The sequence below is a fragment of the Micromonospora coriariae genome (assembly GCF_900091455.1).
Taxonomy (GTDB): Bacteria; Actinomycetota; Actinomycetes; order Mycobacteriales; family Micromonosporaceae; genus Micromonospora; species Micromonospora coriariae.
Map to the genome: position 1 here is coordinate 3058816 of NZ_LT607412.1, position 24596 is coordinate 3083411.

The 24596-nt window shown below is 72.2% G+C and carries 23 protein-coding genes; 15 read left to right on the forward strand and 8 right to left on the reverse strand.

The annotated features are described in order from the left end of the window. Window positions 1-53 precede the first annotated feature (53 nt). From GA0070607_RS14340 to nadC, 3 genes are all read left to right on the forward strand, one after another. On the forward strand, window positions 54-950 hold the full coding sequence (locus tag GA0070607_RS14340; RefSeq protein WP_089018654.1) for a septum formation family protein: 897 nt from the start codon (window positions 54-56) through the stop codon (window positions 948-950). Window positions 951-1058: 108 nt separating this feature from the next. Continuing rightward, window positions 1059-2753, forward strand: coding sequence for an L-aspartate oxidase (locus GA0070607_RS14345; RefSeq protein ID WP_089018655.1), 1695 nt, complete (start codon window positions 1059-1061; stop codon window positions 2751-2753). Then, window positions 2750-3646 (forward strand): carboxylating nicotinate-nucleotide diphosphorylase, encoded by an 897-nt coding sequence (gene nadC / locus GA0070607_RS14350; RefSeq protein ID WP_089018656.1) that lies wholly within the window; start codon window positions 2750-2752, stop codon window positions 3644-3646. The genes GA0070607_RS14345 and nadC overlap by 4 nt, the downstream gene beginning before the upstream one ends. 18 nt (window positions 3647-3664) lie before the next feature. On the opposite strand, the gene GA0070607_RS14355 is transcribed toward nadC, so the two are convergent. Continuing rightward, window positions 3665-4756: a DUF5919 domain-containing protein gene (locus GA0070607_RS14355; protein ID WP_157743156.1), complete on the reverse strand. Its 1092-nt coding sequence runs from the start codon at window positions 4754-4756 to the stop codon at window positions 3665-3667. Between the two features lie 118 nt (window positions 4757-4874). On the opposite strand from GA0070607_RS14355, the gene GA0070607_RS14360 reads away from it, so the two are divergent. Then, a complete protein-coding gene (locus GA0070607_RS14360; protein ID WP_074315086.1) occupies window positions 4875-5633 on the forward strand; it encodes a type III pantothenate kinase in 759 nt (252 codons plus the stop codon). 10 nt (window positions 5634-5643) lie between these two features. Here the strand turns inward: GA0070607_RS14360 and GA0070607_RS14365 are convergent, their stop codons facing one another. Continuing rightward, a complete protein-coding gene (locus GA0070607_RS14365; protein ID WP_089018658.1) occupies window positions 5644-6384 on the reverse strand; it encodes a class I SAM-dependent methyltransferase in 741 nt (246 codons plus the stop codon). Window positions 6385-6472: 88 nt separating this feature from the next. On the opposite strand from GA0070607_RS14365, the gene lysS reads away from it, so the two are divergent. The 3 genes from lysS (at window position 6473) to GA0070607_RS14380 (ending at window position 11484) form a co-directional block, all read left to right on the forward strand. After that, on the forward strand, window positions 6473-7981 hold the full coding sequence (lysS, locus tag GA0070607_RS14370; protein ID WP_089018659.1) for a lysine--tRNA ligase: 1509 nt from the start codon (window positions 6473-6475) through the stop codon (window positions 7979-7981). Between the two features lie 111 nt (window positions 7982-8092). Continuing rightward, window positions 8093-8437 (forward strand): histone-like nucleoid-structuring protein Lsr2, encoded by a 345-nt coding sequence (locus GA0070607_RS14375; RefSeq protein WP_074318984.1) that lies wholly within the window; start codon window positions 8093-8095, stop codon window positions 8435-8437. 515 nt (window positions 8438-8952) lie between these two features. Beyond that, window positions 8953-11484: an ATP-dependent Clp protease ATP-binding subunit gene (locus GA0070607_RS14380; RefSeq protein WP_089018660.1), complete on the forward strand. Its 2532-nt coding sequence runs from the start codon at window positions 8953-8955 to the stop codon at window positions 11482-11484. Between the two features lie 134 nt (window positions 11485-11618). On the opposite strand, the gene GA0070607_RS14385 is transcribed toward GA0070607_RS14380, so the two are convergent. Further along, window positions 11619-12530, reverse strand: coding sequence for an HhH-GPD family protein (locus tag GA0070607_RS14385; RefSeq protein ID WP_089018661.1), 912 nt, complete (start codon window positions 12528-12530; stop codon window positions 11619-11621). 96 nt (window positions 12531-12626) lie between these two features. Here GA0070607_RS14385 and GA0070607_RS14390 point away from each other — a divergent pair, with 96 nt between their 5' ends. The 3 genes from GA0070607_RS14390 (at window position 12627) to GA0070607_RS14400 (ending at window position 14567) form a co-directional block, all read left to right on the forward strand. Continuing rightward, on the forward strand, window positions 12627-13139 hold the full coding sequence (locus tag GA0070607_RS14390) for a glycine cleavage system protein R (RefSeq protein ID WP_089018662.1): 513 nt from the start codon (window positions 12627-12629) through the stop codon (window positions 13137-13139). Beyond that, window positions 13136-13732, forward strand: a complete 597-nt coding sequence (locus tag GA0070607_RS14395; RefSeq protein WP_089018663.1) for a peptide deformylase — start codon at window positions 13136-13138, stop codon at window positions 13730-13732. The genes GA0070607_RS14390 and GA0070607_RS14395 overlap by 4 nt, the downstream gene beginning before the upstream one ends. Before the next feature lie 118 nt (window positions 13733-13850). Further along, window positions 13851-14567: an RAD23 family protein gene (locus GA0070607_RS14400; RefSeq protein ID WP_089018664.1), complete on the forward strand. Its 717-nt coding sequence runs from the start codon at window positions 13851-13853 to the stop codon at window positions 14565-14567. Between the two features lie 6 nt (window positions 14568-14573). On the opposite strand, the gene disA is transcribed toward GA0070607_RS14400, so the two are convergent. From disA to GA0070607_RS14420, 4 genes are all read right to left on the reverse strand, one after another. Then, the gene (disA, locus tag GA0070607_RS14405; RefSeq protein ID WP_089021854.1) at window positions 14574-15758 is read right to left on the reverse strand and encodes a DNA integrity scanning diadenylate cyclase DisA; all 1185 of its coding nucleotides are present in this window, start codon (window positions 15756-15758) and stop codon (window positions 14574-14576) included. 130 nt (window positions 15759-15888) lie between these two features. Beyond that, a complete protein-coding gene (gene radA / locus GA0070607_RS14410; RefSeq protein ID WP_089018665.1) occupies window positions 15889-17346 on the reverse strand; it encodes a DNA repair protein RadA in 1458 nt (485 codons plus the stop codon). Between the two features lie 83 nt (window positions 17347-17429). Beyond that, window positions 17430-18188: a hypothetical protein gene (locus GA0070607_RS14415; protein ID WP_089018666.1), complete on the reverse strand. Its 759-nt coding sequence runs from the start codon at window positions 18186-18188 to the stop codon at window positions 17430-17432. Window positions 18189-18328: 140 nt separating this feature from the next. Beyond that, window positions 18329-19168, reverse strand: a complete 840-nt coding sequence (locus tag GA0070607_RS14420; RefSeq protein ID WP_089018667.1) for a UbiA family prenyltransferase — start codon at window positions 19166-19168, stop codon at window positions 18329-18331. A 46-nt stretch (window positions 19169-19214) separates the two neighbouring features. On the opposite strand from GA0070607_RS14420, the gene GA0070607_RS14425 reads away from it, so the two are divergent. From GA0070607_RS14425 to GA0070607_RS14440, 4 genes are all read left to right on the forward strand, one after another. Then, entirely contained in the window at window positions 19215-19988 is a 774-nt protein-coding gene (locus GA0070607_RS14425) for a methyltransferase domain-containing protein (RefSeq protein WP_089018668.1), read from the forward strand. Between the two features lie 42 nt (window positions 19989-20030). Beyond that, window positions 20031-21197 (forward strand): acyl-CoA dehydrogenase family protein, encoded by a 1167-nt coding sequence (locus GA0070607_RS14430; protein WP_089018669.1) that lies wholly within the window; start codon window positions 20031-20033, stop codon window positions 21195-21197. Between the two features lie 85 nt (window positions 21198-21282). Next, entirely contained in the window at window positions 21283-22341 is a 1059-nt protein-coding gene (locus tag GA0070607_RS14435; protein ID WP_089018670.1) for a type III polyketide synthase, read from the forward strand. A 33-nt stretch (window positions 22342-22374) separates the two neighbouring features. After that, on the forward strand, window positions 22375-23034 hold the full coding sequence (locus GA0070607_RS14440) for a hypothetical protein (RefSeq protein WP_089018671.1): 660 nt from the start codon (window positions 22375-22377) through the stop codon (window positions 23032-23034). 17 nt (window positions 23035-23051) lie between these two features. On the opposite strand, the gene GA0070607_RS14445 is transcribed toward GA0070607_RS14440, so the two are convergent. Then, the gene (locus tag GA0070607_RS14445; RefSeq protein WP_089018672.1) at window positions 23052-23732 is read right to left on the reverse strand and encodes a hypothetical protein; all 681 of its coding nucleotides are present in this window, start codon (window positions 23730-23732) and stop codon (window positions 23052-23054) included. A 328-nt stretch (window positions 23733-24060) separates the two neighbouring features. Here GA0070607_RS14445 and GA0070607_RS14450 point away from each other — a divergent pair, with 328 nt between their 5' ends. Beyond that, complete coding sequence (locus GA0070607_RS14450; protein WP_007073334.1) at window positions 24061-24546, forward strand: CarD family transcriptional regulator; 486 nt, start codon at window positions 24061-24063, stop codon at window positions 24544-24546. The last annotated feature ends 50 nt before the right edge of the window (window positions 24547-24596 follow it).

Here is a 24596-nt window from a genome sequence, read left to right on the forward strand (position 1 = left end):
CGGTTACCCTTGTCCCGCCGTCGGAAGCTGGTCGGTGGCTGGGGGAGGCCGCGATGCGCCGTGCGATGACGACCCTGCTCGCCGCTGCCGCCACGGCAGTTCTGCTGGTCGGCTGCGCCGGGGACGGCGACCTGGACGGTGACCTGACCGACGACTGGGCGGCCCTGCCGCCGCCCGCGGCGTTCACCCCGGTCGCCGGGGTGTGTCAGGCCGCCGACTTCACCGACGTGGTCACCCTGGCCAGCTACCAGCCGATGGACTGCGCTGGCCCGCACCGGGTGGAGACCGTGCACGTGGGAGCCTTTCCGGTCGAGGCGGCCAACGCCCCGGCCGGCGGCTCGGCGGAGCTGCGTGGCGCGTTCGCCGAGTGCGACACCCGGGCCACCGGGTACGTGGGCGACGACTGGCGGGCGGGCCGGCTGCGGCTGTCGGTGGCGCTGCCCTCGGCGCCGGGCTGGGCGGCGGGGTCCCGCTGGTACAGGTGCGACCTCAGCGAGCTGACCACGGTGGAGGCGGCGGCCATGGTGGTGGTCCGGTCGGGCAGCCTGCGGGACGCGTTGAAGGGGCCCTCCGGGCTGCGGCTGGGCTGCCAGCAGACCCGTGGCGGGTCCGGCCGGGGCGTGCAGACGCTGGTCCCGGTGGAGTGCGGCGCTCGGCACGACGCCGAGTTCGTCGGGGTCTGGCGAGCGCCGGACAGGCCGTACCCGACCCGGGATGCCGAGTGGGCGCCGCTCTACACGGGCTGTCGCAGCGTCCTCGGCCGGTACGTGGGTGTGCCGGACGACGCCGCGCTGCGGTTCCGCAGCGGGGTGGTCGTCCGCCCGCCGGGTGCGGGGCGCTGGCGGGTCGGTGACCGGGGGGTCCGCTGCTACCTGTGGCTCAGCGACCGTACGGTGACCGCCTCGCTGCGGAGTGCGGGCCCGGCGGGGCTGCCGGTCCGGACGAAGTGACCAACGCCCGCCGGTCGGCGCGGTGCGGTGGGCGCGGGACGGGGTAGCCCATACCACTCGTCCCGCCCCCGGCGCCCCGGACGAGGACGGTTCGGGTTGACTGGGGGGATGGACCTTCCGACCGTCGACCTGCCGGCCCTGCCCCCGTTGCTGGCCGCGCCCGCCCCCGGCTGGGTGGAGACCACCGACGTGATCGTGGTGGGTTCCGGGGTGGCCGGGTTGACCGCCGCGCTGCACCTGCGCGAGGCGGGCCTGCACGTCACGGTGGTCACCAAGGTCAATATCGATGACGGCTCGACCCGGTGGGCGCAGGGCGGCATCGCCGCGGTGCTCGATCCGCGGGACACTCCGGCGGCGCACGCCTCGGACACCGAGGTCGCCGGCGTCGGGCTCTGCGACCCGGCGGCGGTCCGGGTGCTGGTCGAGGAGGGTCCGATCCGGCTGCGGGAGCTGATCCGGATCGGCGCCGAGTTCGACCGCTACCCGGACGGTTCGTTGATGCTGACCCGTGAGGGCGGGCACCGGGCGGACCGGATCGTGCACGCCGGCGGGGACGCCACGGGGGCCGAGGTGCAGCGGGCCCTGCACGCGGCGGTGCGGCGGGACCCGTGGATCCGGTTGGTCGAGCACGCCCTGGTGCTGGACCTGTTGCGGGCTCCGGGAGACGGCCCCGACGGGCTCGGCCCGGCCTGCGGGATCACCCTGCACGTGCTCGGTGAGGGCAGCGAGGACGGAGTCGGCGCACTGCTGGCCCGGGCGGTGGTGCTGGCCACCGGCGGGATGGGCCAGATCTTCGCGGCCACCACCAACCCGGCCGTCTCCACGGGGGACGGGGTTGCGCTGGCGATGCGGGCGGGCGCGGCGGTGACCGACGTGGAGTTCGTCCAGTTCCATCCGACCGCCCTGATGACGCCGCCCGGCGCCGGTGTGCCCGGCGCCGGTCACGCGCAGCAGCCGCTCGTCTCCGAGGCGCTGCGCGGCGAGGGCGCGTACCTGGTGGACGGGGACGGCAAGCGGTTCATGGTGGGCCAGCACGAGTTGGCCGAGCTGGCTCCCCGGGACGTGGTGGCCAAGGGCATCCACCGGGTGCTGCTCGCCACCGGCGCGGACCATGTCTTCCTGGACGCCCGGCACCTGGGCGGAGAGTTCCTGGCCGGGCGGTTCCCGACCATCGTGGCGTCCTGTCTGGCGATCGGCGTCGACCCGGCCACCGACCTGATCCCGGTCGCCCCGGCCGCGCACTACGCCTCCGGCGGTGTCCGTACGGATCTCTTCGGCCGCACCTCGATCCCCGGCCTCTACGCGTGCGGTGAGGTCGCCTGCACGGGTGTGCACGGCGCGAACCGCCTGGCCAGCAACTCGCTGCTGGAGGGCCTGGTCTTCTCCCGGCGGATCGCCGACGACATCGCGGCGGGCCTGCCCGAGCAGATCCGACCGGCGGACACCGGCGCGTGGCGGGGTGGTGCGGGCTGGGTGCTGCCGGCCGAGGCGACGCCCGCCCTGCAACGGGCGATGACCCGGGGCGCCGGAGTGCTCCGCTCGGCTGCCACGCTGGCCGAGACGGCCGGGACGCTGACCGAGCTGGGCTCCGCCCGAGGTCGGCCGCGGACAGCGGACTGGGAGGCGACGAACCTGCTCACCGTGGCGTCGACTCTGGTGGCCGCCGCGTACGCGCGCGGCGAGACCCGGGGTTGCCACTGGCGGGAGGACTTCCCGACGGCCGACGAGCGGTGGTTGGGGCACCTGGTCGGGTCGGTCGGGGCGCAGGGTCGGTTGACGCAGCAGTGGGAGGAACGGCGATGACGGAGTCGACGCAGCGGGCGTTGCGGGCGGGCGGCCTGGACCCGGCGCAGGTACGGCGGGTGATCGAGAACGCGCTGGTCGAGGATCTGGGGCCGGACTTCCTCGACGTCACCAGCGTGGCCACCATCCCGGCGGAGCAGACCGACACCGCCGACCTGGTGGCCCGCGCGGACGGCGTGGTGGCCGGGCTGAGCGTGGCCGCCGCCGTGTTCGAGCTGGTCGGCGAGGTGACCGGGTTCGGCCGTACCGTCGAGGTGTCGCAGGTGGCCCGCGACGGCGAGCGGGTGGCCCGCGGCGATGTGCTGGTGACGGTGACCGGGCCGACCCGGCTGCTGCTCACCGCCGAACGGACCGCGCTCAACCTGCTGTGCCGGATGTCCGGGGTCGCCACCCACACCCGTGCCTGGGCGGACGCGCTGGCCGGCACGAAGGCCATGGTGCTGGACACCCGCAAGACCACGCCGGGTCTGCGGGCGCTGGAGAAGTACGCGGTGCGGGCGGGCGGCGGCACCAACAAACGGATGGGCCTCTACGACGTTGCCATGATCAAGGACAACCACAAGCTCGCGGCCGGGGGCATCACCGCGGCGTACCGGCGGGTTCGGGAGGCGTTCCCGGAGGTGCCGGTGCAGGTCGAGGTGACCACTGTCGGCGAGGCGCTGGAGGCGGTGGACGCCGGCGCGGACTTCCTGCTCTGCGACAACATGAGCCCGGAGACGCTGGCCGAGGCGGTGGCGGCGGTGGGTGACCGGGCGGAGCTGGAGGCGACCGGCGGGCTCACCCTGGAGGTGGCCGGCCGGTACGCGGCCACCGGCGTGGACTTCCTCTCGGTGGGCGCGCTGACCCACTCGTCGCCCATCCTGGACATCGCGATGGACCTGCGCGTCGAGTAGGGGATGCCTGGCCGGGCCTCAGACGGTGGTCAGCGAGGTGGTGGCCAGATTGAAGATCACCCGGTTCTCGGTGTCCTGCCGGCCGTCCAGGCCGTACTTGGCGCGGAAGAGCTCCAGCACCCGGTTGTAGACCTCGGGCGCCAGCTCGTCGGCCTCGCCGATGGCGAAGACCTCGCCGGCCGCCTCGGGCCGGTCCAGCACCACGCTCAGCCCGGCCAGCCCGTGCCGGGCGACGTTACGCACCAGGTCGGTGCCGGCGATGTACCAGTCGCCGTCGGAGCGTACGTAGAGCGCCTCGCAGGTCTCCAGGTCCCGCCCGGCCTGCCGCAGGCAGAGCCGCAGGCTGAGGCAGGCCTCCAGGTCCTCCAGGGGCGCGGTCTCCCACAGCTCGGCGAACCGGTCGTCGACGAACTCGCCCAGTGGGGTGGAGACGAACGCCTCGATCTGCTGCGTGTCGAAGGTGCTGCCCTGCACCGGGAAGAACGAGATGAACGCCTTGCCGTCCCAGCGGTACATCTGCACCGAAGGGGCGGCGCTGTAGACCCGGACCTGGAGCCGGGCCCGGGCGGTCTCCGGCAGCTCCTCGCGGAGCCGGGCCAGGTGCCACAGGTTGTTCAGGATCGCCACCGAGGCGTCCCGCCGGCGCAGCTCCTCGCCGCGCAGCCGAACCGCCGGCGAGTCCGGATCCAGCAGCAGCACCTTGACGGTGGCGCCGTTGGCGAGTGCGGAGCGCAGCGCTGCCACGAACCGGGTCGCGTACGGGCCCTCGAGCATGCTGGTCCAGGTCTCCAGGATGGCCACGGTCTCCCGGCACTGGGCGACCCGTTCGATAAGCGCGTCCCGGTCCAGCCGGGGATGCTCGATGATGCTGACCGTCTGGAGTTCGCGAAAGAGCGGGTTGAGCACCACATAGGTCAGCAGCGTCATGATCAGCGCGGCGCCGATGTTGAGGTAGAGGTCACCGGCGAAGCTGCCGGTCTCCCGTCGGGACGCCTGCCACGCCTGCACGATCATCCAGATCGCGCCGCCGGCCAGCGCGACCAGCACCAGCACGTGCCGCCGGCGCCGGCGCAGGGTGTTGCGCCCGCGCATCCACCACGTCCCCGACATGTCCGCTCCCCGTCCGGCCGCGCCGTGGATCGACCTATGTTCATGCCGTGATGGGACCAGGATACGGTCCGCCGGCCGGTCCGCGCCCGCCCGGACGGTCGTTGTCTAGGCTGCGTGCGTGCTGCTCTGCATCGACATCGGAAACACCAACACCGTGCTTGCGACCTTCGACGGCGACAAGCTGGTGCACTCCTGGCGGATCAAGACCGATGCCCGTTCGACGGCGGACGAGCTGGGTCTGATGTTCCGGGGGCTGCTCGCCGGGGACAACGTCGAGATCACCGGCGTGGCCGCCTGCTCCACGGTGCCGGCCGCACTGCGCTCGCTGCGCACCATGCTCGGCCGCTACTACGCCGACCTGCCGAGCGTGATCGTCGAGCCCGGGGTGCGGACCGGGGTTCAACTGGCGATCGACAACCCGAAGGAGGTGGGCGCCGACCGGGTGGTGAACACCCTGGCCGCGTACACGCTCTACGGCGGGCCGTCGATCGTGGTGGACTTCGGCACCACCACCAACTTCGACGTGATCAGCGGTCGGGGTGAGTTCCTCGGTGGTGCGTTCGCCCCGGGCATCGAGATCTCCTTCGACGCGCTGGCCGCCAGGGCCGCCCAGCTGCGCAAGGTCGAGGCCACCAAGCCGCGTTCGGTGATCGGCAAGAACACCGTCGAGTGCCTCCAGGCCGGCCTGTACTTCGGCTTCGCCGGGCAGGTGGACCGGATCGTCGAGCGGATGACCGAGGAGTTGGGCGAGGTGAAGGCGGTGATCGCCACCGGTGGCCTCGCCTCGCTGGTGATCAACGAGTGCCGCAGCATCACCCACCACGAGCCGATGATCACGTTGATCGGTCTGCGCATGGTCTACGACCGGAACCTGTGACCCGTGGCGTTCAGCGTCGGCGGGCCCGGAAGACCAGCGTGCGGTACGGCAGCTCGACGCTCTCCCGTCCGGCCAGGTCCGGATGGCCGGCGAGGAGCTCCCGCAGCTCCCGGTCGACCGACGCCTGCTGCTGGCGATCCGCCGTCAGGTAGTAGGAGCGGGTGCGACACATCCCGACCACTTCGTCCGGGGTGAGCGTGGTGTGGTGCTCGAACACGCCCGGCTCCACCGCGTCGAAGGCCGGGCCGAAGTCGGTCACCGACCCGGTCAGGTCGGTGGTGTTGTCGCCCATGTGGGCGATCCGGCCCAGCTCGGCCACCCAGTCGACGCGTTCGTCCCGGACGTTCCAGATCGGGCTGAACGTCCCGCCCGGCCGGAGCACCCGGGCGACCTCGGTGTGCGCGCGCTCCTTGTCGAACCAGTGGTAGGCCTGGCCGACCAGCACGGCGTCGGCGCTGCCGTCCGGTAGCGGCATCGACTCGGCGCTGCCGGCCAGGGCCGTGACGTCGGGGGTGGCGGAGTCCAGTTGGGCCCGCATTCCGGGGTCGGGTTCCACCGGCAGCACCCGGTGGCCGACTGCCCGTACGACCCTGGTCAGGATGCCGGTGCCGGCACCGAGGTCGACGACCTGGGCGGCGTCGCTCAGCCCGTCAAGCGCCCAGCGGATGGCCTCTTCCGGATAGCTGGGACGGAAACGGTCATAGTCGCTCGCCGCGGCACCAAAGGAGAGGGCGTGAGTGTGATCGACCATGAGGCGCAGGTTATCCCGTAACGACCCCCGGGGCGCTTGAGTACGCTCGGGCCTGACCCCCCGTATCTCCGTGACGAGGAAGCGTGCCGTGAGCGAGCAGAACGCCGTGCCAGTGGACCCCGCCGACGACCTTCCCGAGCAGATGAAGGTCCGCCGGGAGAAGCGGGACCGGATGATCGCCGACGGCGCCGAGGCCTACCCCGTCGGATTCCCCCGCACCGCCACCCTGTCGGAGGTCCGGGGGCGCTACGCCGACCTGCCCACCGACACCGCCACCGGCGACCAGGTCTCGGTCACCGGCCGGGTGATCTTCGTACGCAACACGGGCAAGCTCTGCTTCGCGACGCTGCGCGACGGCGACGGCACCGAGTTGCAGGCGATGCTGTCGCTGGACCGGGTCGGGCCGGAGCGGCTGGAGGCCTGGAAGCGGCTGGTCGACCTCGGCGACCACGTCGGCGTCGCCGGCGAGGTGATCACCAGCCGCCGCGGCGAGCTGTCGGTGCTGGCCGATCGCTGGGACATGACCGCCAAGGCGCTGCGGCCGTTGCCGGTGGCGCACAAGCCACTCTCCGAGGAGGCGCGGGTCCGGCAGCGCTACGTCGACCTGATCGTCCGGCCACAGGCCCGGCAGATGGTCCGTACCCGGGCCGCGGCGGTGCGCAGCCTTCGCGATTCGTTGCATGGGCAGGGCTTCATCGAGGTGGAAACTCCGATGTTGCAACTGCTGCACGGCGGCGCTGCGGCCCGACCGTTCGTGACCCACAGCAATGCGTTGAACACCGATCTGTATCTGCGAATCGCTCCGGAACTGTTTCTCAAGCGCGCGGTGGTCGGCGGTGTCGACCGTGTCTTCGAGATCAACCGCAACTTCCGTAATGAGGGTATCGACTCTTCGCACTCACCGGAGTTCGCGATGCTGGAGACCTACGAGGCGTACGGCGACTACGACACGATGGCCGAGTTGACCCGCAATCTCGTGCAGCAGGCGGCGATCGCGGTGAGCGGCTCGACCGTGGTGACCCACGCCGACGGGCGGGAGTTCGACCTTGGTGGTGAGTGGCGGTCGGTGACCCTGTTCGGAGTGCTTTCCGAGGCGCTTGGCGAGGAGGTCACGGTCCGCACCGAACGGTCCCGCCTGGTGGAGTACGCGGACAAGGTGGGATTGGCCGTGGACCCGAAGTGGGGCCCGGGCAAGCTGGCCGAGGAACTGTTCGAGGAGCTTGTCGTCCCCGGCCTGGAGGCACCCACCTTCGTCCGCGACTACCCGGAGGAGACCAGCCCGCTCACCCGTGCGCACCGCAGCGAGCCGGGGCTGGCCGAGAAGTGGGACCTCTACGTGCTCGGGTTCGAGCTGGGCACCGCGTACTCGGAACTGGTCGACCCGGTGGTGCAGCGGGAGCGGCTGGTGGCCCAGGCGCAGCTCGCCGCCCGTGGTGACGACGAGGCGATGCGTCTCGACGAGGACTTTCTCCGGGCCATGGAGTACGGAATGCCGCCGGCCGGCGGTATGGGAATGGGAATCGACCGGCTGTTGATGGCCCTGACCGGGCTCGGAATTCGGGAAACGATCCTCTTCCCGTTGGTCCGCCCGGAGTAGTCCGGCGCGGCTCGCGCCGTGTCGATACCGCATCCTATTGACGGGGCGCGCGGCGCGCGGGTTATTGTGCTCTCGTTAGCAGGAGCACCCTGCTCGAAAGGAATGTGGGACGTGGCCAAGCAGATCATTCACAAGCTGGTCGATGACCTGGACGGCGGGGACGCGGACGAGACTGTCAAGTTCGCCCTCGACGGCGTTCAGTACGAGATCGACCTGTCGAGTTCCAACGCCGCGAAATTGCGCGACGTATTCGCTCCCTACGTGGGTGCCGGCACCAAGGTGGGCCGGGGTGGCGTGGTGATCGGTGGACGCGCCGCCCGCGGCCGGGGCGGCGCGACCGCCGACCGGGAGCAGAACAAGGCGATCCGGGAGTGGGCCAAGAAGGCCGGCAAGGACATCTCGGACCGGGGGCGCATCCCGCAGGAGATCGTCGACGAGTACCACGCGAAGCGCTGATCCTCAGCAGTCTGGTGGCCAACGGCCGCCGCAGGGCGACACCGACGCCGGGCCGGAGCACTCTCCGGGCCGGCGTCGCCGTATTCCCGGCAGGCGCGCAGCCCGACGCCGGAGGCCGAGCCCAGAGCCGGGAAGCATTCCCGCGCGACCGACGTTGTCCACAACCGGTGGAGCAGCTGTCCACAGCCTGTGGACAACCCTCCCCAGGGTCGGGCGCGGCGTTCGTCGCCGGCGCCGGCCCCCTCCCCGGAGCTCTCCGGAGCCGGGAGAGGACTTCCGTCGCGCCAGTCGGATTTCGCTCTGCGCGTAGCGACAGGGGTACCGGAACACCTCCTGAGCGCGGACGGTTGTGCAAAACGACGTGGAACCGACCCGTACCCGAGACACACGACCTCAGCTGAGTCGGTCAGCGACGATAGAGTAAGGAGGCACGGACGCCCGTCCCGGACGTTCGTGCACCGGCCCCGCCAAGATCTTGACCATCAAGGCGCACGGCACGTGAGGAGCACGAGGGCATGTTCGAGCGGTTCACCGACCGAGCGCGACGGGTTGTCGTCCTGGCCCAAGAAGAGGCCCGGATGCTCAACCACAACTACATCGGTACGGAACACATCCTGCTGGGCCTGATCCACGAAGGTGAAGGCGTCGCGGCAAAGGCCCTGGAGAGCCTCGGCATCTCCCTGGAGGGCGTCCGCCAGCAGGTCGAGGAGATCATCGGCCAGGGCCAGCAGGCGCCGAGCGGGCACATCCCGTTCACGCCGCGGGCCAAGAAGGTGCTGGAGCTGTCGCTGCGCGAGGCGCTGCAGCTCGGCCACAACTACATCGGCACGGAGCACATCCTGCTCGGTCTGATCCGCGAGGGTGAGGGCGTCGCCGCCCAGGTGCTGGTCAAGCTCGGCGCCGACCTCAACCGGGTCCGCCAGCAGGTGATCCAGCTGCTCTCCGGCTACCAGGGCAAGGAGCCGGCCGCGGCGGGCGCCGCGCCGGGTGAGGCCGCGCCGTCGACCAGCCTGGTGCTGGACCAGTTCGGCCGCAACCTGACCCAGGCCGCCCGTGAGGGCAAGCTCGACCCGGTCATCGGGCGCGAGAAGGAAATCGAGCGGGTCATGCAGGTGCTCTCCCGCCGTACCAAGAACAACCCGGTCCTGATCGGTGAGCCCGGCGTCGGTAAGACCGCCGTGGTGGAGGGGCTTTCCCAGAAGATCATCAAGGGCGAGGTGCCCGAGACGCTCAAGGACAAGCAGCTCTACACGCTCGACCTCGGTGCGCTGGTCGCCGGTTCCCGTTACCGCGGTGACTTCGAGGAGCGCCTCAAGAAGGTGCTCAAGGAGATCCGCACCCGCGGCGACATCATCCTGTTCATCGACGAGATCCACACCCTCGTGGGTGCGGGTGCCGCCGAGGGCGCGATCGACGCGGCGAGCATCCTCAAGCCGATGCTGGCCCGTGGTGAGCTGCAGACCATCGGTGCCACCACGCTCGACGAGTACCGCAAGCACCTGGAGAAGGACGCCGCGCTCGAGCGCCGGTTCCAGCCGATCCAGGTGGGTGAGCCGTCGCTGGCGCACACCATCGAGATCCTGAAGGGCCTGCGCGACCGTTACGAGGCGCACCACCGCGTTTCGATCACGGACGCAGCGCTCGTGGCTGCCGCAACGCTGGCCGACAGGTACATCTCCGACCGCTTCCTGCCGGACAAGGCGATCGACCTGATCGACGAGGCCGGCGCCCGGATGCGGATCCGCCGGATGACCGCGCCGCCAGACCTGCGCGACTTCGACGAGCGCATCGCTCAGGTGCGTCGCGACAAGGAGTCCGCGATCGACGCGCAGGACTTCGAGCGCGCCGCCCAGCTGCGTGACAAGGAGAAGCAGCTCCTCGGTCAGAAGGCGCAGCGGGAGAAGGAGTGGAAGGCCGGTGACCTGGACGTCGTCAGCGAGGTTGACGACGAGCAGATCGCCGAGGTGCTCGGCAACTGGACCGGCATCCCGGTCTACAAGCTGACCGAGGAGGAGACCTCGCGCCTGCTGCGCATGGAGGACGAGCTGCACAAGCGCGTCATCGGCCAGGAGGACGCGGTCAAGGCCGTCTCGAAGGCGATCCGGCGTACCCGGGCCGGCCTGAAGGACCCGAAGCGCCCGTCGGGCTCGTTCATCTTCGCCGGCCCGTCCGGCGTCGGTAAGACCGAGCTGTCCAAGGCGCTCGCCGAGTTCCTGTTCGGCAGCGAGGACGCCCTCATCCAGCTGGACATGTCCGAGTTCCACGACCGCTACACGGTCTCCCGGCTGGTGGGTGCCCCTCCCGGCTACGTCGGCTACGACGAGGGCGGGCAGCTGACCGAGAAGGTGCGGCGTCGGCCGTTCTCGGTGGTTCTCTTCGACGAGATCGAGAAGGCCCACCCGGACGTGTTCAACACGCTGCTCCAGATCCTGGAGGACGGTCGGCTCACCGACGGTCAGGGTCGGATCGTGGACTTCAAGAACACGGTCATCATCCTGACCACCAACCTGGGCACCAGGGACGTCGCCAAGGCGGTGTCGCTCGGCTTCCAGGCTTCGGAGGACTCCGAGTCCAACTACGACCGGATGAAGCAGAAGGTCAACGACGAGCTCAAGCAGCACTTCCGGCCTGAGTTCCTCAACCGGATCGACGACACCATCGTCTTCCACCAGCTGCGCCAGAACGAGATCCTCTCGATCGTGGACATCATGATCCAGCGGATCGAGACGCAGCTGCGCAACAAGGACATGGGTCTGGAGCTGACCGACAACGCCAAGAAGTACCTGGCGATGAAGGGCTTCGACCCGGTGCTCGGTGCCCGTCCTCTGCGTCGCACGATCCAGCGCGACATCGAGGACAACCTGTCCGAGCGGATCCTGTTCAACGAGTTGACCCCGGGTCAGATCGTTGTGGTGGACTGCGAGGGCGACCCGAACGACATCGACAAGTCCAAGCTCGTGTTCCGGGGCGCGGAGAAGCCGGTGGAAGTTCCGGACGCCGTGCCGGCCGACCTCGGTGGCACCGCCGCCGCGGGCGCGGACGAGTAGCACAAGCAGCATCAGGGAGCGGGGCCCCGGTGGCGTAAGCCACCGGGGCCCCGCTCTTTTCGCTGCGCCCCTGCCCTTTCGCGCTCGTCGCGGACCTCGCCCCTGCCCGAGCGGCGGCGCGCCGGAGGGCTCGGTCAGGTGGCGAGTTCGGCGGTGGGCAGGGACGGGCCGTCGCCGGTGAGGCGGAAGGCGTCGGTGCCCACCGGTTCCACAAGCCCGTCCTGCACCAGGCCGGCCAGGGCCCGGGCTCGCTGCACGTCGTCGGTCCAGACCTGGTCCAGCCGTTGGTGGGGGACCGGTCCGGTGTTCTCCCGGAGCACCCCGAGCAGGAGACCGCGTACCTGCCGGTCGGTGCCCGCGTACCGCTGGGGGCGGCGGGTGGGTCCGGCCGGCGCCTCCTGGCCGGAGGCCCGCCACGCGCAGACCGACTCGACCGGGCAGGCCGCGCAGCGCGGTGACCGGGCCGTGCAGATCACCGCGCCCAGCTCCATGAACGCCGCACTGGCCAGGGCCGCTGCGGCCGGCTCGGCGGGCAGCAGTTCCTCGGTCGCGACCAGGTCGGCCGGTCGGGTGGCCGCCCCCGCGTCCGGTTCGCCGGCCACTGCCCGGCAGACCACCCGGCGCACATTCGTGTCGACCACCGGGTGCCGTTGCCCGTACGCGAACGTGGCCACCGCCCGTGCCGTGTACGTGCCGACCCCGGGCAGCGCCAGCAGCTGCTCCAGCCGTTCCGGCACCTGGCCGCCGTGCCGGTCCACGATCGCGACCGCGCACTCCCGCAGCCGGACGGCCCGGCGGGGGTAGCCGAGGCGCCCCCACATCCGGATCGCCTCGGCCGGGCTGTCCGCCGCCAGCGCGGCCGGGTCCGGCCAGCGGGCCAACCACGCCTGCCAGGCGGGGACCACCCGGACCACAGGCGTTTGCTGGAGCATGACCTCGCTGACCAGAATGGCCCACGGGCTGACGCCGGGCTCGCGCCACGGCAGGTCACGGGCGTGCTCTCGGTACCAGTGGCTGACCAGAGTGGCGAAATCGGGTTGAGTCATCGCGCCGTCGATGATGTCACGCGGCGCGGTCCCGCTGGATGGGCGGCTCGGGCGGGGTGTCACGGCGGCGGCCGGCGGATCGGGCAGAATGCCCGGATGAACGAGCTCGCGATCACCGTCATCGGTCGGGACCGGCCGGGCATCGTGGCCGACGTCGCCGAGGTGCTGGCCCGACTGGGCGCCAATCTCACCGACAGCACGATGACCCGGTTGCGGGGGCATTTCGCGATGACCCTCATCTGCACCGGTCCGGCCGCCGCCGAGGTCGAGGCGGCGCTGGCGCCGCTGGCCGCCGAGGGCCAGCTTCTGGCGACGGTACGCGCGGTCACCCCGGACGGTGAGGTGGCCCCAGTGGGCGAGCCGTACGTGATGGCGGTGCACGGGTCGGACCGGATGGGCATCGTCGCGGCGATGACCCGGGTGCTGGTGGACGCCGGTGGGAACGTCACCGACCTGAGCACCCGGTTGGCCGGCTCGCTCTACGTGGTGCTGGCCGAGGTGGAGTTGCCAACCGGCGTCGCCGGCACACTGATCGACCGGTTGCACCGGACGGCTGGCGAGCTGGGGGTCGAGGTCACCCTCCGGCCGGCGGATCCGGATCTGCTGTGACCGGCGAGCGGAGCGGCCCGGACACCGGCCGGAACGTCGGGACGTACGTCGGCCTGGGCGACTGGACGCCCGAGTCGCTGGCCGTGCCGGGCGAGGTGCGTGCGGTGGTGTCGGCCCCGCACCCGGTGCTGAGCCGGGCCGGCGGCGAGGTCGACCCAACGGCGGGGGACACGGTCCGGCTGGCCGCCGACCTGGTCGCCACCATGCGGGTGTCGCCGGGTTGCGTCGGCCTGGCCGCACCGCAGATCGGCGTGCCGGCCCGGGTGTTCGCCGTCGACGTGACCGGGCACCCGAAGGCCGTCACCGTGCACGGCACCTTCGTGCTCTGCAACGCCCGGGTGGTCGAGGCGACCCGGTGGAAACCGGGGCGGGAGGGCTGCATGTCGGTGCCGGACCTGACCGGGGACGTGAAGCGGGCCAGCCGGCTGGTGGTGGAGGGCGACCTGCCGGGCAGCGGGGAGCCGGTCCGTCTGGTGACCGACGGCTTCGAGGCACGGGCGTTGCAGCACGAGATCGATCACTGCGCCGGGTTGCTGTTCCTCGACCGGGTGGCCGGCGCACACGCCGTCTATCAGCGCAAGGTCTACCTCTGACGATGCGCCGGGCGATCGACCTGTCTCTCCTCAGTGGACGGTCTCCGGGTGGTGCCGGCGACGTTCCGGCGCGTCGCGGCGGGCTGGCGGGCGCAGCGCCGCTACGGTGGGAGGCATCATGCGTCTGACGGTCGGCCCCCTGCCACCCGCCGTGTACTGGCGGCGTCGCGCCGTCGTACTCGGAGCGGGGCTTCTCTTCCTGATTGTCCTGCTCTACTCCTGCACCGGCTCGGGTCGCTCCGACGATCGACCGCAGGCGGGGGCGACGTCGACGTCGGCTCCGACGTCCGCCGCGAGCCCGGGTCCCGGCGGGCCGGTGTTGACCCCGCAGACCGGCGCTCCGCCGGCCTCCGAGGATCCCGACACCGGGAGTCCGAGTCCGGAGACCACCAGCAACGACCCGCCACCGGGTTCGGCCGCCGGGTCGGTGGACGACGGCACCTGCACCGACGCGGAGATCAGCGTGACCTCGGTGGCACGGCCCACCTCCGTTCAACGCGGAGCGGTGGTCGACCTGCAGCTAAAGGTCAAGAACACCTCGGATCGGACGTGCACCCGGAACGTCGGCGCCGACCTCCAGGAGATCTTCATCAAGTCCGGGGCCGAGAAGGTGTGGTCGTCGGACACCTGCGGCAAGGTCAAGGGCTCTGACCCGCAGTCCTTCACCCCGAACTTCGAGCGTGCCTACGAGGTGGGCTGGAACGGGCGGGACACCAGCCGCTGCAACGGCAGTGGGCTGGCCGCCGGGCCCTTCCCGCCGGTCGGGACGTACCAGGTGTTCGCCCGGGTCGGCACCAAGCTCAGCGCGCCGGTAAAGCTCACCATCACCGGCTGAGCCGGGTCAGACGTACCGCTCCAGGATGGATGCCTCGGCGAGCCGGGACAGCCCCTCGCGGACGCCCCGGGCCCGGGCGTCGCCGACCCCCTCGACGGCCTGCAGGTCTTCCACCGTGGCACCCAGCAGCCGCTGGAGGCTGCCGAAGTGCACCACCAGCCGGTCGACCACCGGCACCGGCAGCCGGGGCACCTTGGCCAGCAGTCGGAAGCCCCGAGGGCTGACCGCGGCGTCCAGCGCGTCCGATGCGGCCGGGTAGCCGATCGCCTTGGCCACCGACACCAGGTCGATCAGCTCGGTGGCGCCGAGCAGGTCCAGCTCGACCAGCGCCTCGTCCAGAGTGCGGGACTTGCGGCCGACCGGGAGGTAGTCCCGGATGACAAGCGTCCGGTCGGCGTCCACGCCTGCCATCAGCTCGTCGAGCTGGAGGGCGAGCAGCCGGCCGTCGGTGCCGAGCTCGACCACGTAGCCGGCGATCTCGTCAGCGATCCGGCGGACCATCTCCAGTCGCTGCACCACCGCCACCGCGTCCCGTACGGTGACCAGATCCTCGATCTCCAGCGCGGAGAGCGTCCCGGAGACCTCGTCCAGCCGGAGCTTGTAGCGCTCCAGGGTGGCCAGCGCCTGGTTGGCCCTGGAGAGGATCGCCGCCGAGTCGTCGAGCACGTGTCGCTGACCGTTGACGTAGAGGCTGATGATCCGCATGGACTGGCTGACCGAGATGACCGGATAGCCGGTCTGCCGGGCCACCCGCTCCGCGGTGCGGTGCCGGGTGCCGGACTCCTCCGTCGGAATGGACGGGTCGGGCATCAGGTGCACGGCCGCCCGGACGATCCGGGTGCCGTCGCTGGAGAGCACGACCGCGCCGTCCATCTTGCAGAGCTCCCGCACCCGCGTCGCGGAGAACTCCACATCCAGGGGGAAGCCACCGGTGCACAGGCCCTCGACGACCTTGTCGTAGCCGAGCACGATGAGCGCGCCGGTGCGGCCGCGCAGAATGCGCTCCAACCCGTCCCGCAGAGCGGTGCCGGGTGCCATCAGGGCGAGGTTCGCCCGCAGCGGGTCCCCGGCGCTCCCGGCGGCTCCCGCGGTCACGCTGACACTGATCGTGCGGGCGGGCGAGCCCACGCCGCCGGTGCGGGCGTGGGGCGGCGCGCCGGCAGGCTTGGTGGTATCGCGGTCGATCGGCACGGGCACAGTCTACGGACTGCCGTGCGGTGGGTGCTGTCGTGGTTACTGTGATGTGTCACGATGCCCCCCTCCGACCGTTTCCCGCTTGCGGTGCGCTGTCCGGTATCGCCGTCCCCGTCGACACGGTGGGTCACTCGGCGGACGCGCGAGCGGCATGATGCAACGCCGAGCGGACGTCCGTGACCTCGGTCACCCGCATCTGCTCGGGACCGGCACCGGTGCTGACCGGGCCGCAGCCGGGAGGGACCAGGGCCACCTTGAACCCCAGCCGGGCCGCCTCGGCCAGCCGGCGCGGCACCGCCCCGACCCGGCGCACCTCGCCGGTCAGCCCCACCTCGCCGATCGCCACCAGGTGCGGCGCGATGGCCAGGTTGAGCCCGCCGGAGGCGACCGCCAGTGCGACGGCCAGGTCGGCGGCCGGCTCCACCACGCGGATGCCGCCCACGGTGGCCGCGAAGACCTCCCGGTCGTGCAGGGTGAGCCGCTCGGTGCGGCGTTGCAGCACCGCGAGCACCATCGCCAGCCGGGCCGAGTCGAGGCCGGAGACGGTACGCCGGGGCGAGCCGGCGACCGTCGCGCCGATCAGCGCCTGCACCTCGGTGACCAGGGCGCGGCGCCCCTCCATGGCCACCGTCACGCAGGTGCCCGGCACCGGCTCGGAGTAACGGGTCAGGAACAGCCCGGACGGGTCGGCGAGGCTGCTGATGCCGCCCTCGTGCATCTCGAAGCAGCCGACCTCGTCGGCCGCGCCGAACCGGTTCTTCACACCGCGCACGAGGCGCAGCGACGAGTGCTTGTCACCCTCGAAGTGCAGCACCACGTCGACCAGGTGCTCCAGCACCCGGGGGCCGGCGACCTGGCCGTCCTTGGTGACGTGCCCGACCAGCACCGTGGCGATGCCACGTTCCTTCGCGACCGAGACCAGCGCCGCGGTGACCGCCCGGACCTGGGTCACCCCACCGGGCACCCCCTCGGTGCCCGTCGTCGAGATGGTCTGCACCGAGTCGAGCACCAGCAGGCCCGGCTTGACCGCGTCGAGGTGCCCGAGCACCGCCGCCAGGTCGCTCTCCGCCGCGAGGTAGAGCTGGTCGTGCAGGGTGCCCATCCGCTCGGCGCGGAGTCGCACCTGACTGACCGACTCTTCGCCGCTGACCACCAGCGACGGGCTGCCGGCGCCGACGGCCCACTGCTGCGCCACGTCCAGCAGCAGGGTGGACTTGCCCACGCCCGGCTCGCCGGCGAGCAGCACCACCGCGCCCGGGACCAGGCCACCGCCGAGCACCCGGTCGAGCTCGCTCACCCCGGTGGGCCGGGCCCGGGCCGGTGCGGCGCTGATGGTGGCGATCGGTCGGGCCGGCTCGGCGGGCAGCCGGGAGCTGACCACCCGACCGGAAACCGTAGGCCCGGTCACAGTGCTTTCGACCACCGAGCCCCACTCACCGCACTCCGGGCAGCGCCCCACCCACTTGGGCGGCTGGTGGCCACAGGCGTCGCACTCGTACGCCGGACGTGGCTCGCGGGCGGTGGACCGACCGCGGGCGCCGCCGGCCGTGGCGCCGCGCGGAGAGGTCGATCGGGGAGTGGTCACATCAGGACGCTAGCCCTCGCGTACGACGAAAACACCCCGGCGTGGTGGTCACCACGCCGGGGCGTTTGTCGATGTCGGTCGGGTCAGCCGTGGGTCGTGCCGCCCTCGTCACCCTCGTAGCCGCCCTCGCGCTCGATGATCGGCGAGGGGGGAGCCGCCGGGGTGAGCGGCACCGCGACCGGCGCGGGGCCGGTGACCGTGTTGCCGTTACCGAAGTCGAAGGTCAGGAAGACGTTCTGGCCGGAGCGCAGCGCCTCGGTCAGGCCGATCAGCCGGAGCTGCTGGGTGGCCTCGGAGTTGAGCTGGAGGTAGCTCAGCGGAGCCAGCTCGATCCGGGCGGGCTGACCCGGAGCCGAGGGGCTGGCCGAGCCGGACGCCCGCGCCGACTCCGGGGCGGACGGGGTGGCCGAGGACGACCCGGTCTCCGACGGGGTCGCCGACGGGCTGGCCGAGCCGGACTCGGACGTGGACGGGCTGGCGGAGGCCGACTCCGAGGCGGACGGCGACGGGCTCGCCGAACCGCCGCTGATCACCACCTCACGGGCGCTCTCGGTGGTGACGGTGACCGTCACCGTGTCCTTCGAGTCGTTGTAGATCACGGCGTTGAGGGCGGCGTCCTGCCCCGCCCGGTAGCCCTCGGTGCCCGGGTAGTCGACCAGCAGGCCGCGCACCGCGAAGGCGCCGTTGCCGGCCGAGAGGTTGACGCCCTGGACCGACGGCTCCTTGTTGGCGGTCTCGGCGATCTGGCCGGTGCCGCACCCGGACGCCAGCAGGCTGGTCGCCGCCGCAATCCCGGACAGCAGCAGGGCCGCCCGCCGGGATCCCCTGATCGAGCGCGTCACGTCGGTCCTCCTCGTCACGATCCCCACCCGGCCGCACGCCGGGCACGGTGGCCATACCCGCGCAGACCGCGCTCCAGGGTAGTTGGGGCTGATCGAGGCCCGCACGCGGACCCGGGCAATGCCACCTTCCCGGGTGCCGCTCACACCACCCGACCGCTCGCCACCAGCAGGACCACGTCGATGAGGGCCACCAGCATCACCGCCCGGAAGGCGGCCACCGGCCGCCGGCCGGCCCGGACCGCCGAGCGCCCGGCGTACCAGCCCAGCGCCGGCACCACGGCGGCCGCGCCGACCGCCGTCAACCCGACAGCCGACGGCGGCCCGGGCGGTCCGAGGACCAGGGCCGCGGTCGCCGCGAGGAGCAACCCGGCCGCGGCGACCCGGCTACCGGTCGCGCCCAACCGGTGCGGCAGGCCGCGCACCCCGGTGCGGGCGTCGTCGGCCAGGTCGGGCAGAACGTTGGCGAAATGCGCCCCGGCGCCCAGGCAGGCGGCCGCCGCCAGCAGCCAGGCCGGCGGGGTCGGCTCGCCGGGCAGCCCCAGCACCACGAACGCGGGGAGCGCGCCGAAGGAGACCGCGTACGGCAGGACCGAGAACGCGGTGGCCTTGAGCGGCCAGTCGTAGAGCAGTGCGGAGACCAGGGCGACGGTGAGCCAGAACGCCGCCCTGGGGTTCGTGGTGAGCGCCAGCAGCGGGCAGGCCACCGCGGCCGCCGCTGCGGCCCAGGCCGTGGTGCGACGGCCGACCGCGCCGGCGACGACAGGCTTGTCGGTACGCCCCACCGTGGCGTCCCGCTCGGCGTCCAGCGCGTCGTTGGTCCAGCCCACGGCGAGCTGGCTGGCCAGCACCGCGAGCACCACCGAGGCGACTCCGGCCGGCCGGTGCCCCACTCCCCAGGCCAGTAGACCCGCCACTGTGGTCACCGCCGCGGCCGGTTCCGGATGGCTCGCCCTGACCAGCCCTAACACCCTCGACGACATAAGGGAAGTCTGGTCGTTACCGAGCAGTCGTGCCACGCTCGGAGCCATGCGAGACGTGGCTGCGGCCGCGGCGTCCACCGGCCCCCGGGTGCTGCCGCGCAACGATCCGCGCCAGTACGACGATCTGGCCGGTGAGTGGTGGCGGCCGGATGGCGCGTTCGCGATGCTGCACTGGCTGGCCGAGGCCCGCGCGGCACTTGTGCCACCGGCTGCCCGCCCCGACGCGCTCCTGGTCGACCTGGGCTGCGGTGCCGGGCTGCTCGCGCCGCACCTGGCCGGCAAGGGATACCGGCACGTCGGGGTCGACCTGACCCGCTCGGCGCTGGTCCAGGCAGCCGGGCACGGGGTGCGTGTGATCCAGGCTGATGTCACCGCGGTCCCGCTCGCCGATGGCTGCGCCGACGTGGTCTCCGCCGGTGAGCTGCTCGAACACGTCCCGGCCTGGCCGCTCGCGGTGGCGGAGGCGTGCCGGCTGCTGCGCCCGGGCGGGCTGCTGGTGCTGGACACCCTGAACGACACCGCACTGGCCCGACTGGTCGCGGTGCGCATCGCCGAGCGACTGCCGACCGTGCCGCGCGGGATCCACGATCCACGGTTGTTCGTGGACGCACGGGCGCTGGTGGCCGAGTGCGCCCGGCACGGCGTCGAGTTGCGGCTGCGTGGCATCCGACCGCAGGTCGGTGGCCTGGTCACCTGGCTGTTGCGCCGGACACGCGCGGCCCGGGGGCTGGGCGCGGCACCCACCGGCCGTGCTCCGCGCATCGTGCCGACCCGGTCCACCGCTGTGCTGTACCAGGGCCGGGGGGTCCGCAACGGATAGTCGGGCCGTGGCGGGGGTAAGGGACGCCGAGAAGGGGGCAATATGACGGTGCACGCGCTGGAGGCGGCCCGCCGGTTGGCGCCGCGGTTCGCCGCGCGGGCGGCGGAGCACGACCGGGAGGGCTCCTTTCCGGTCGAGGACTTCCGTGACCTGCGGGAGGCCGGCCTGTTCGGGTTGATGGTGCCCCGGTCGTTGGGTGGCCTGGGCGCCAGCTTCGCCGAGTACGCCGAGGTGGCGACCGAACTTGCCCGAGGCAACGGTGCGACCGCCCTGGTGTTCAACATGCACGCCTCGGTGACCGGCGCGTTGGGCGCGGTCACCGAGGAGCTGGCCGAGGCGCTGGGCGTGCCGGACGCGGCGCTGGCCGCCCGGGATCGGCTGCTCACCGCCGCGGCGCAGGGCTCCTGGTACGCGGTGGCGATGAGCGAGCGCGGCGCCGGTGCCCGGCTCTCCCAGCTGAGCACGGTCTACGAGGCGACCGACGCGGGCTGGCACCTCAAGGGCAGCAAGACCTTCTGCTCCGGCGCCGGGCACGCCGACGGCTACCTGGTGGCCGCGCGCAGCACAGCGGACCAGTCGGTGGTCTCCCAGTTCCTGGTGCCGGCCGGTGACGGGTTGACCGTCGAGCCGACCTGGGACGCGCTCGGCATGCGCGCCACCTCGTCGCACGATCTGCACCTGGACGTCACGGTGCCGGCCGACCGGCTGCTCGGCGGAGTGGAGGGGCTTGCCCTGGTGGTCGCCCAGCTGATGCCGCACTGGTTGGTGGCCAGCTACGCGGCGGTCTACGTGGGGGTGGCCCGGGCGGCGATCGACGCGGCGGCCGAGCACCTCAACGCCCGCAACCTGGCCGGCCTGTCGGCGGTGCGCGCGCGGTTGGGGCGGGCGGACGCGGCGACGGCGGCGGCCCAGCTGGTGGTGGCCGAGGCGGCCCGCCGGGTGGACGAGACGCCGGGTGACGCGGAGACCAACCGCTGGGTGTGGCGCGCGAAGCTGCTCGCCGGCACCACGGCCGCCGAGGTGGCGGCGTCGATGCTGGAGGCGGCGGGCACCTCGGCGACGCGACGCGGCCACCCGTTGGAGCGGCTCTACCGGGACGCCCGCTGTGGCTCGTTGCATCCGGCCACGTCGGACGTCTGCGCCGACTGGCTCGGCATCGCCGCCTTGGGCGGGGACCCGGACCGTGACGGATCGGCCCCGCGTTGGTGAGCCGGTGCGGCTGGACCGGCGCGGGGGATCGGCCGGCCGTGGTGGCCGGGGGGAGGAACCGGGGGAGCGCAAGGTCGGACGAGAGGTGGGGATCGTGGCCGTACCAGTGATCGCGGGGCTCGGGACGGCACAGCCGCCGTCCGCTTTACAGGACGAGTTGTGGGAGGGCTTCTTCTCCCGGCACTTCTCCGGCACCACCCGGTCGTTGGCCCAGCGGATCTTCGCGAACTCGGGGGTGACGCGCCGGCAGGCCGCGGTCAATCCCCTGTTGGAGGACGTCTCGGACTGGCCGACCGAACGCCGGATGCGCCGCTACCAGGTGGAGGCGCTGCCACTGGGCAAGGAGGCGGTCGGCCGTGCGCTGACCGCGGCCGGGCTGGGCGCCGGCGACATCGGGCTGTTCATCGTCTGTTCCTGCACCGGGTACGCCACCCCGGGGCTCGACATCCTGCTCGCCCGGGATCTCGGCATGGCTCCGGACACCCAGCGGATGTTCGTCGGCCACATGGGCTGTTACGCGGCGCTGCCGGGGCTGGGCGCGGCGAGCGACTTCGTCACCGCCCGGGGCCGTCCGGCGCTGCTGCTCTGCGCGGAGCTGACCAGCCTGCACATCCAGCCGTCCAGCGCCCGGGTGGACACCCAGCAGATCGTCTCGCACGCGCTCTTCTCGGACGCCGCGGTCGCCGCCGTGGTGATGCCGGGTGGCCCGGGGTACGTCATGCGTGAGGTCACCTCGATCACCGACACGTCCACCGCCGACCACATGACGTGGGACGTCACCGACGCGGGCTTCCGGATGGGGTTGTCGCCGAAGGTGCCGCAGGTGCTCTCCCGGCACGTCCGTGGGCTGGTCGACGACCTGCTGGCCCGGCACGGCACGACCGTCTCCGAGGTGGACGGCTGGGCCGTGCACCCGGGCGGGCCGCGAATCCTCAACGTGGTCGAGCGGGAGCTGGCCCTTCCGCCGCAGGCGTTGGCGGCGTCCCGGGCGACGCTCGACGAGCACGGCAACTGCTCCTCGCCCACTGTGCTGCTGATCCTCGATCGGCTGAGTCGCGCGACGGCGGCGCCCCGGCGGATCGTCATGCTGGCGTTCGGTCCCGGCCTCACCCTGTACGCCGTGCTGCTCGATCGACAGGGCTGATCGCCCCGGGGTCCCGGCCGGTACGATCGCCGCATGGATGCTGCGGCGGACGACCGGCTGCGGTCGGCGGCGCTGGTCGGCGTGGCCCTGGCCGCCCTGGCCGTCGGCGGCTGGTGGTGGCGGGCCGCCGCGCCCGTCTCGACGGCCGGGTCGGCTGGCCCTTCGGCGGCGACGCCGACCGTCGGGCCGACCGTCAGCACAGCGTTGGAACGTGCCATGGTCGCCGCGCCGCCCGATGCCCGGGTGACGGTGCGGTTGGATTCCGAGACGGGCGAGGTCATCGAGAGACAGAGCAGCAGCGGAGTGTCGATCGATCCTGCGACGGGCATGGTCGGCACCGTGGACGGAGTGCCGGGCGAGCTGTTTTCTCAACCGGACCCGTCGGGTGGGCTGCCCCTGTTCAAGGAGACGATCTGGCGGGAGGAGAGGGAACTCACCCCGGGCCAGGGGGTGACCCGCCAGTCGACCGATGACGGCTCCCGCTACCTGCTCCAGTACCGGTGCACCCGGCCCGGCACGATGGTGGTGACGAGCACCGGGGCCGCGATCGCCGGCCGGCCGCGGATCGACTGCGACGGCACGATGGCCTCCGCCGAGGTGCTGACCGGTGGCGGGCGGTTCCGGGTCTCCCTGTCCGCCGTCGGCGACGGGCCGATCGACGTCCAGGTGCAGCTCGTCGCGCTGCCCCGTTAGGCCGCCGGCCGCCCCGGTCAGGCGGTGAGGGCGCTCAGGTCCTCCCGGTACGCGTCGACCGGCCCCAGCTCGGGCAGCACCCGGGTCACCACGCCAGCACGGTCGACCAGCAGCGCGGTCGCGGTGCCGTTTCGGGCGGGCTGGCCCAGGAACGAGCGCAGCCCGCCTGCTGGGTCGGCCAGGGCGCGGACGTTCCGCTCGACCGGCGGTGGGGCGGTGACCGCCCGCCCTCCGCTGACGGTGACCACGGCCACTCCGGCGGGCGCCGCCGCCACGGCCTCGGCCACCCGGTCCGCGCACAGGCAGCCGTCCACCAGGATGATCATGGCGGGCAGCAGGCCGCGCAGGGGTACCGGTGACTGCCCGGCGTCGACCAGGTCCAGGGCGGGCAGCGCCCGCCCGGCGAGGGCCGCGGGCGGCGCGTAGGGAGCCGGGGTCGGGCGGTCGGTGCCGCGGTTGGCGCGCGGCCAGGTGACCGCCAGCAGGCCGGCCAGCGTGGTGAGCACCGCCACGAGCACGATCAGCAGCGGCACGGCCAGGGCCCGGTGCGGACCCGGCCGGCCGGCGGCCCGGCGCAGCTCATGGCGGATCTGGGCGGCCTCGGTGGCGAGTGCGGAAGCGTCGTCGGGGACGACCACACGACCCCACTCGGGCGGCAGGTCGGGCAGCCCGTGGCCCTCTGCGTCCGGCTTGCCCATCGGACCCCCTGGCAGCGTCTCGAGAGCGGAGTGCGGTGCTGCCTCCAGCGTCCCGCACCAGGGGCACCTCCCGCTACACCTGGGCGCGGTCCCGCCCGGCGGGATACCATGAGGTGAGCGCATAGCCCTTGATCTCGACGTTCTGTTCACCCGTACCGGGAAGTCATCCGTGCGTTACGGAGCGTGTTCGAACCATCGGTTTGACCGCCTGTCAAGCTGAAGAAAGACCTCTCACAGGGCCCCTGAGCTGCGCCAACGGTCAGGACATCGGTGAGACATCGGTGCCTGACCGTGTTACCCTAGACACAGCGAAAGGGGTTTCGAACCTATGGTTTTCAGTGTCGGCGAGACCGTTGTTTACCCCCACCACGGGGCCGCACTCATCGAGGCAATCGAGACTCGGGTCATCAAGGGCGAGCCTAAGCAGTACCTCGTCCTGAGGGTCGCGCAGGGTGACCTGACGGTCCGGGTGCCGGCCGAGAACGCCGAGATCGTGGGCGTGCGTGAGGTGGTCGGCGAAGAGGGCCTCGGCAAGGTCTTCGACGTTCTTCGGGCTCCGCACACCGAGGAGCCGACCAACTGGTCGCGGCGTTACAAGGCCAACCTGGAAAAGCTGGCCTCCGGCAACCCGCTGAAGGTCGCCGAGGTCGTGCGTGACCTGTGGCGTCGGGAGCGGGAGCGGGGCCTTTCCGCGGGTGAGAAGCGCATGCTCGCCAAGGCCCGTGACATTCTCGTCGGCGAGGTCGCGCTGGCGGAGAAGAGCACCAAGGACGAGGCGGAGACGCTGCTCGACAAGGTGCTCACCGAGGCCTAGTCCGCACAGCATCGTCGTACCCACTTCGTAGCGAAGAAACCACCGAGGAC

Coding starts and splice junctions, on each gene's coding strand:
- GA0070607_RS14400 (WP_089018664.1), top strand. CDS start 13,851: ATGCGTCTGACGGTCGGCCCCCTGCCACCCGCCGTGTACTGGCGGCGT.
- GA0070607_RS14445 (WP_089018672.1), bottom strand. CDS start 23,732: ATGGGCAAGCCGGACGCAGAGGGCCACGGGCTGCCCGACCTGCCGCCC.
- GA0070607_RS14340 (WP_089018654.1), top strand. CDS start 54: ATGCGCCGTGCGATGACGACCCTGCTCGCCGCTGCCGCCACGGCAGTT.
- GA0070607_RS14355 (WP_157743156.1), bottom strand. CDS start 4,756: ATGTCGGGGACGTGGTGGATGCGCGGGCGCAACACCCTGCGCCGGCGC.
- GA0070607_RS14345 (WP_089018655.1), top strand. CDS start 1,059: ATGGACCTTCCGACCGTCGACCTGCCGGCCCTGCCCCCGTTGCTGGCC.
- GA0070607_RS14450 (WP_007073334.1), top strand. CDS start 24,061: ATGGTTTTCAGTGTCGGCGAGACCGTTGTTTACCCCCACCACGGGGCC.
- GA0070607_RS14430 (WP_089018669.1), top strand. CDS start 20,031: ATGACGGTGCACGCGCTGGAGGCGGCCCGCCGGTTGGCGCCGCGGTTC.
- GA0070607_RS14425 (WP_089018668.1), top strand. CDS start 19,215: ATGCGAGACGTGGCTGCGGCCGCGGCGTCCACCGGCCCCCGGGTGCTG.
- GA0070607_RS14380 (WP_089018660.1), top strand. CDS start 8,953: ATGTTCGAGCGGTTCACCGACCGAGCGCGACGGGTTGTCGTCCTGGCC.
- GA0070607_RS14420 (WP_089018667.1), bottom strand. CDS start 19,168: ATGTCGTCGAGGGTGTTAGGGCTGGTCAGGGCGAGCCATCCGGAACCG.
- nadC (WP_089018656.1), top strand. CDS start 2,750: ATGACGGAGTCGACGCAGCGGGCGTTGCGGGCGGGCGGCCTGGACCCG.
- GA0070607_RS14385 (WP_089018661.1), bottom strand. CDS start 12,530: ATGACTCAACCCGATTTCGCCACTCTGGTCAGCCACTGGTACCGAGAG.
- GA0070607_RS14365 (WP_089018658.1), bottom strand. CDS start 6,384: ATGGTCGATCACACTCACGCCCTCTCCTTTGGTGCCGCGGCGAGCGAC.
- GA0070607_RS14440 (WP_089018671.1), top strand. CDS start 22,375: ATGGATGCTGCGGCGGACGACCGGCTGCGGTCGGCGGCGCTGGTCGGC.
- GA0070607_RS14390 (WP_089018662.1), top strand. CDS start 12,627: ATGAACGAGCTCGCGATCACCGTCATCGGTCGGGACCGGCCGGGCATC.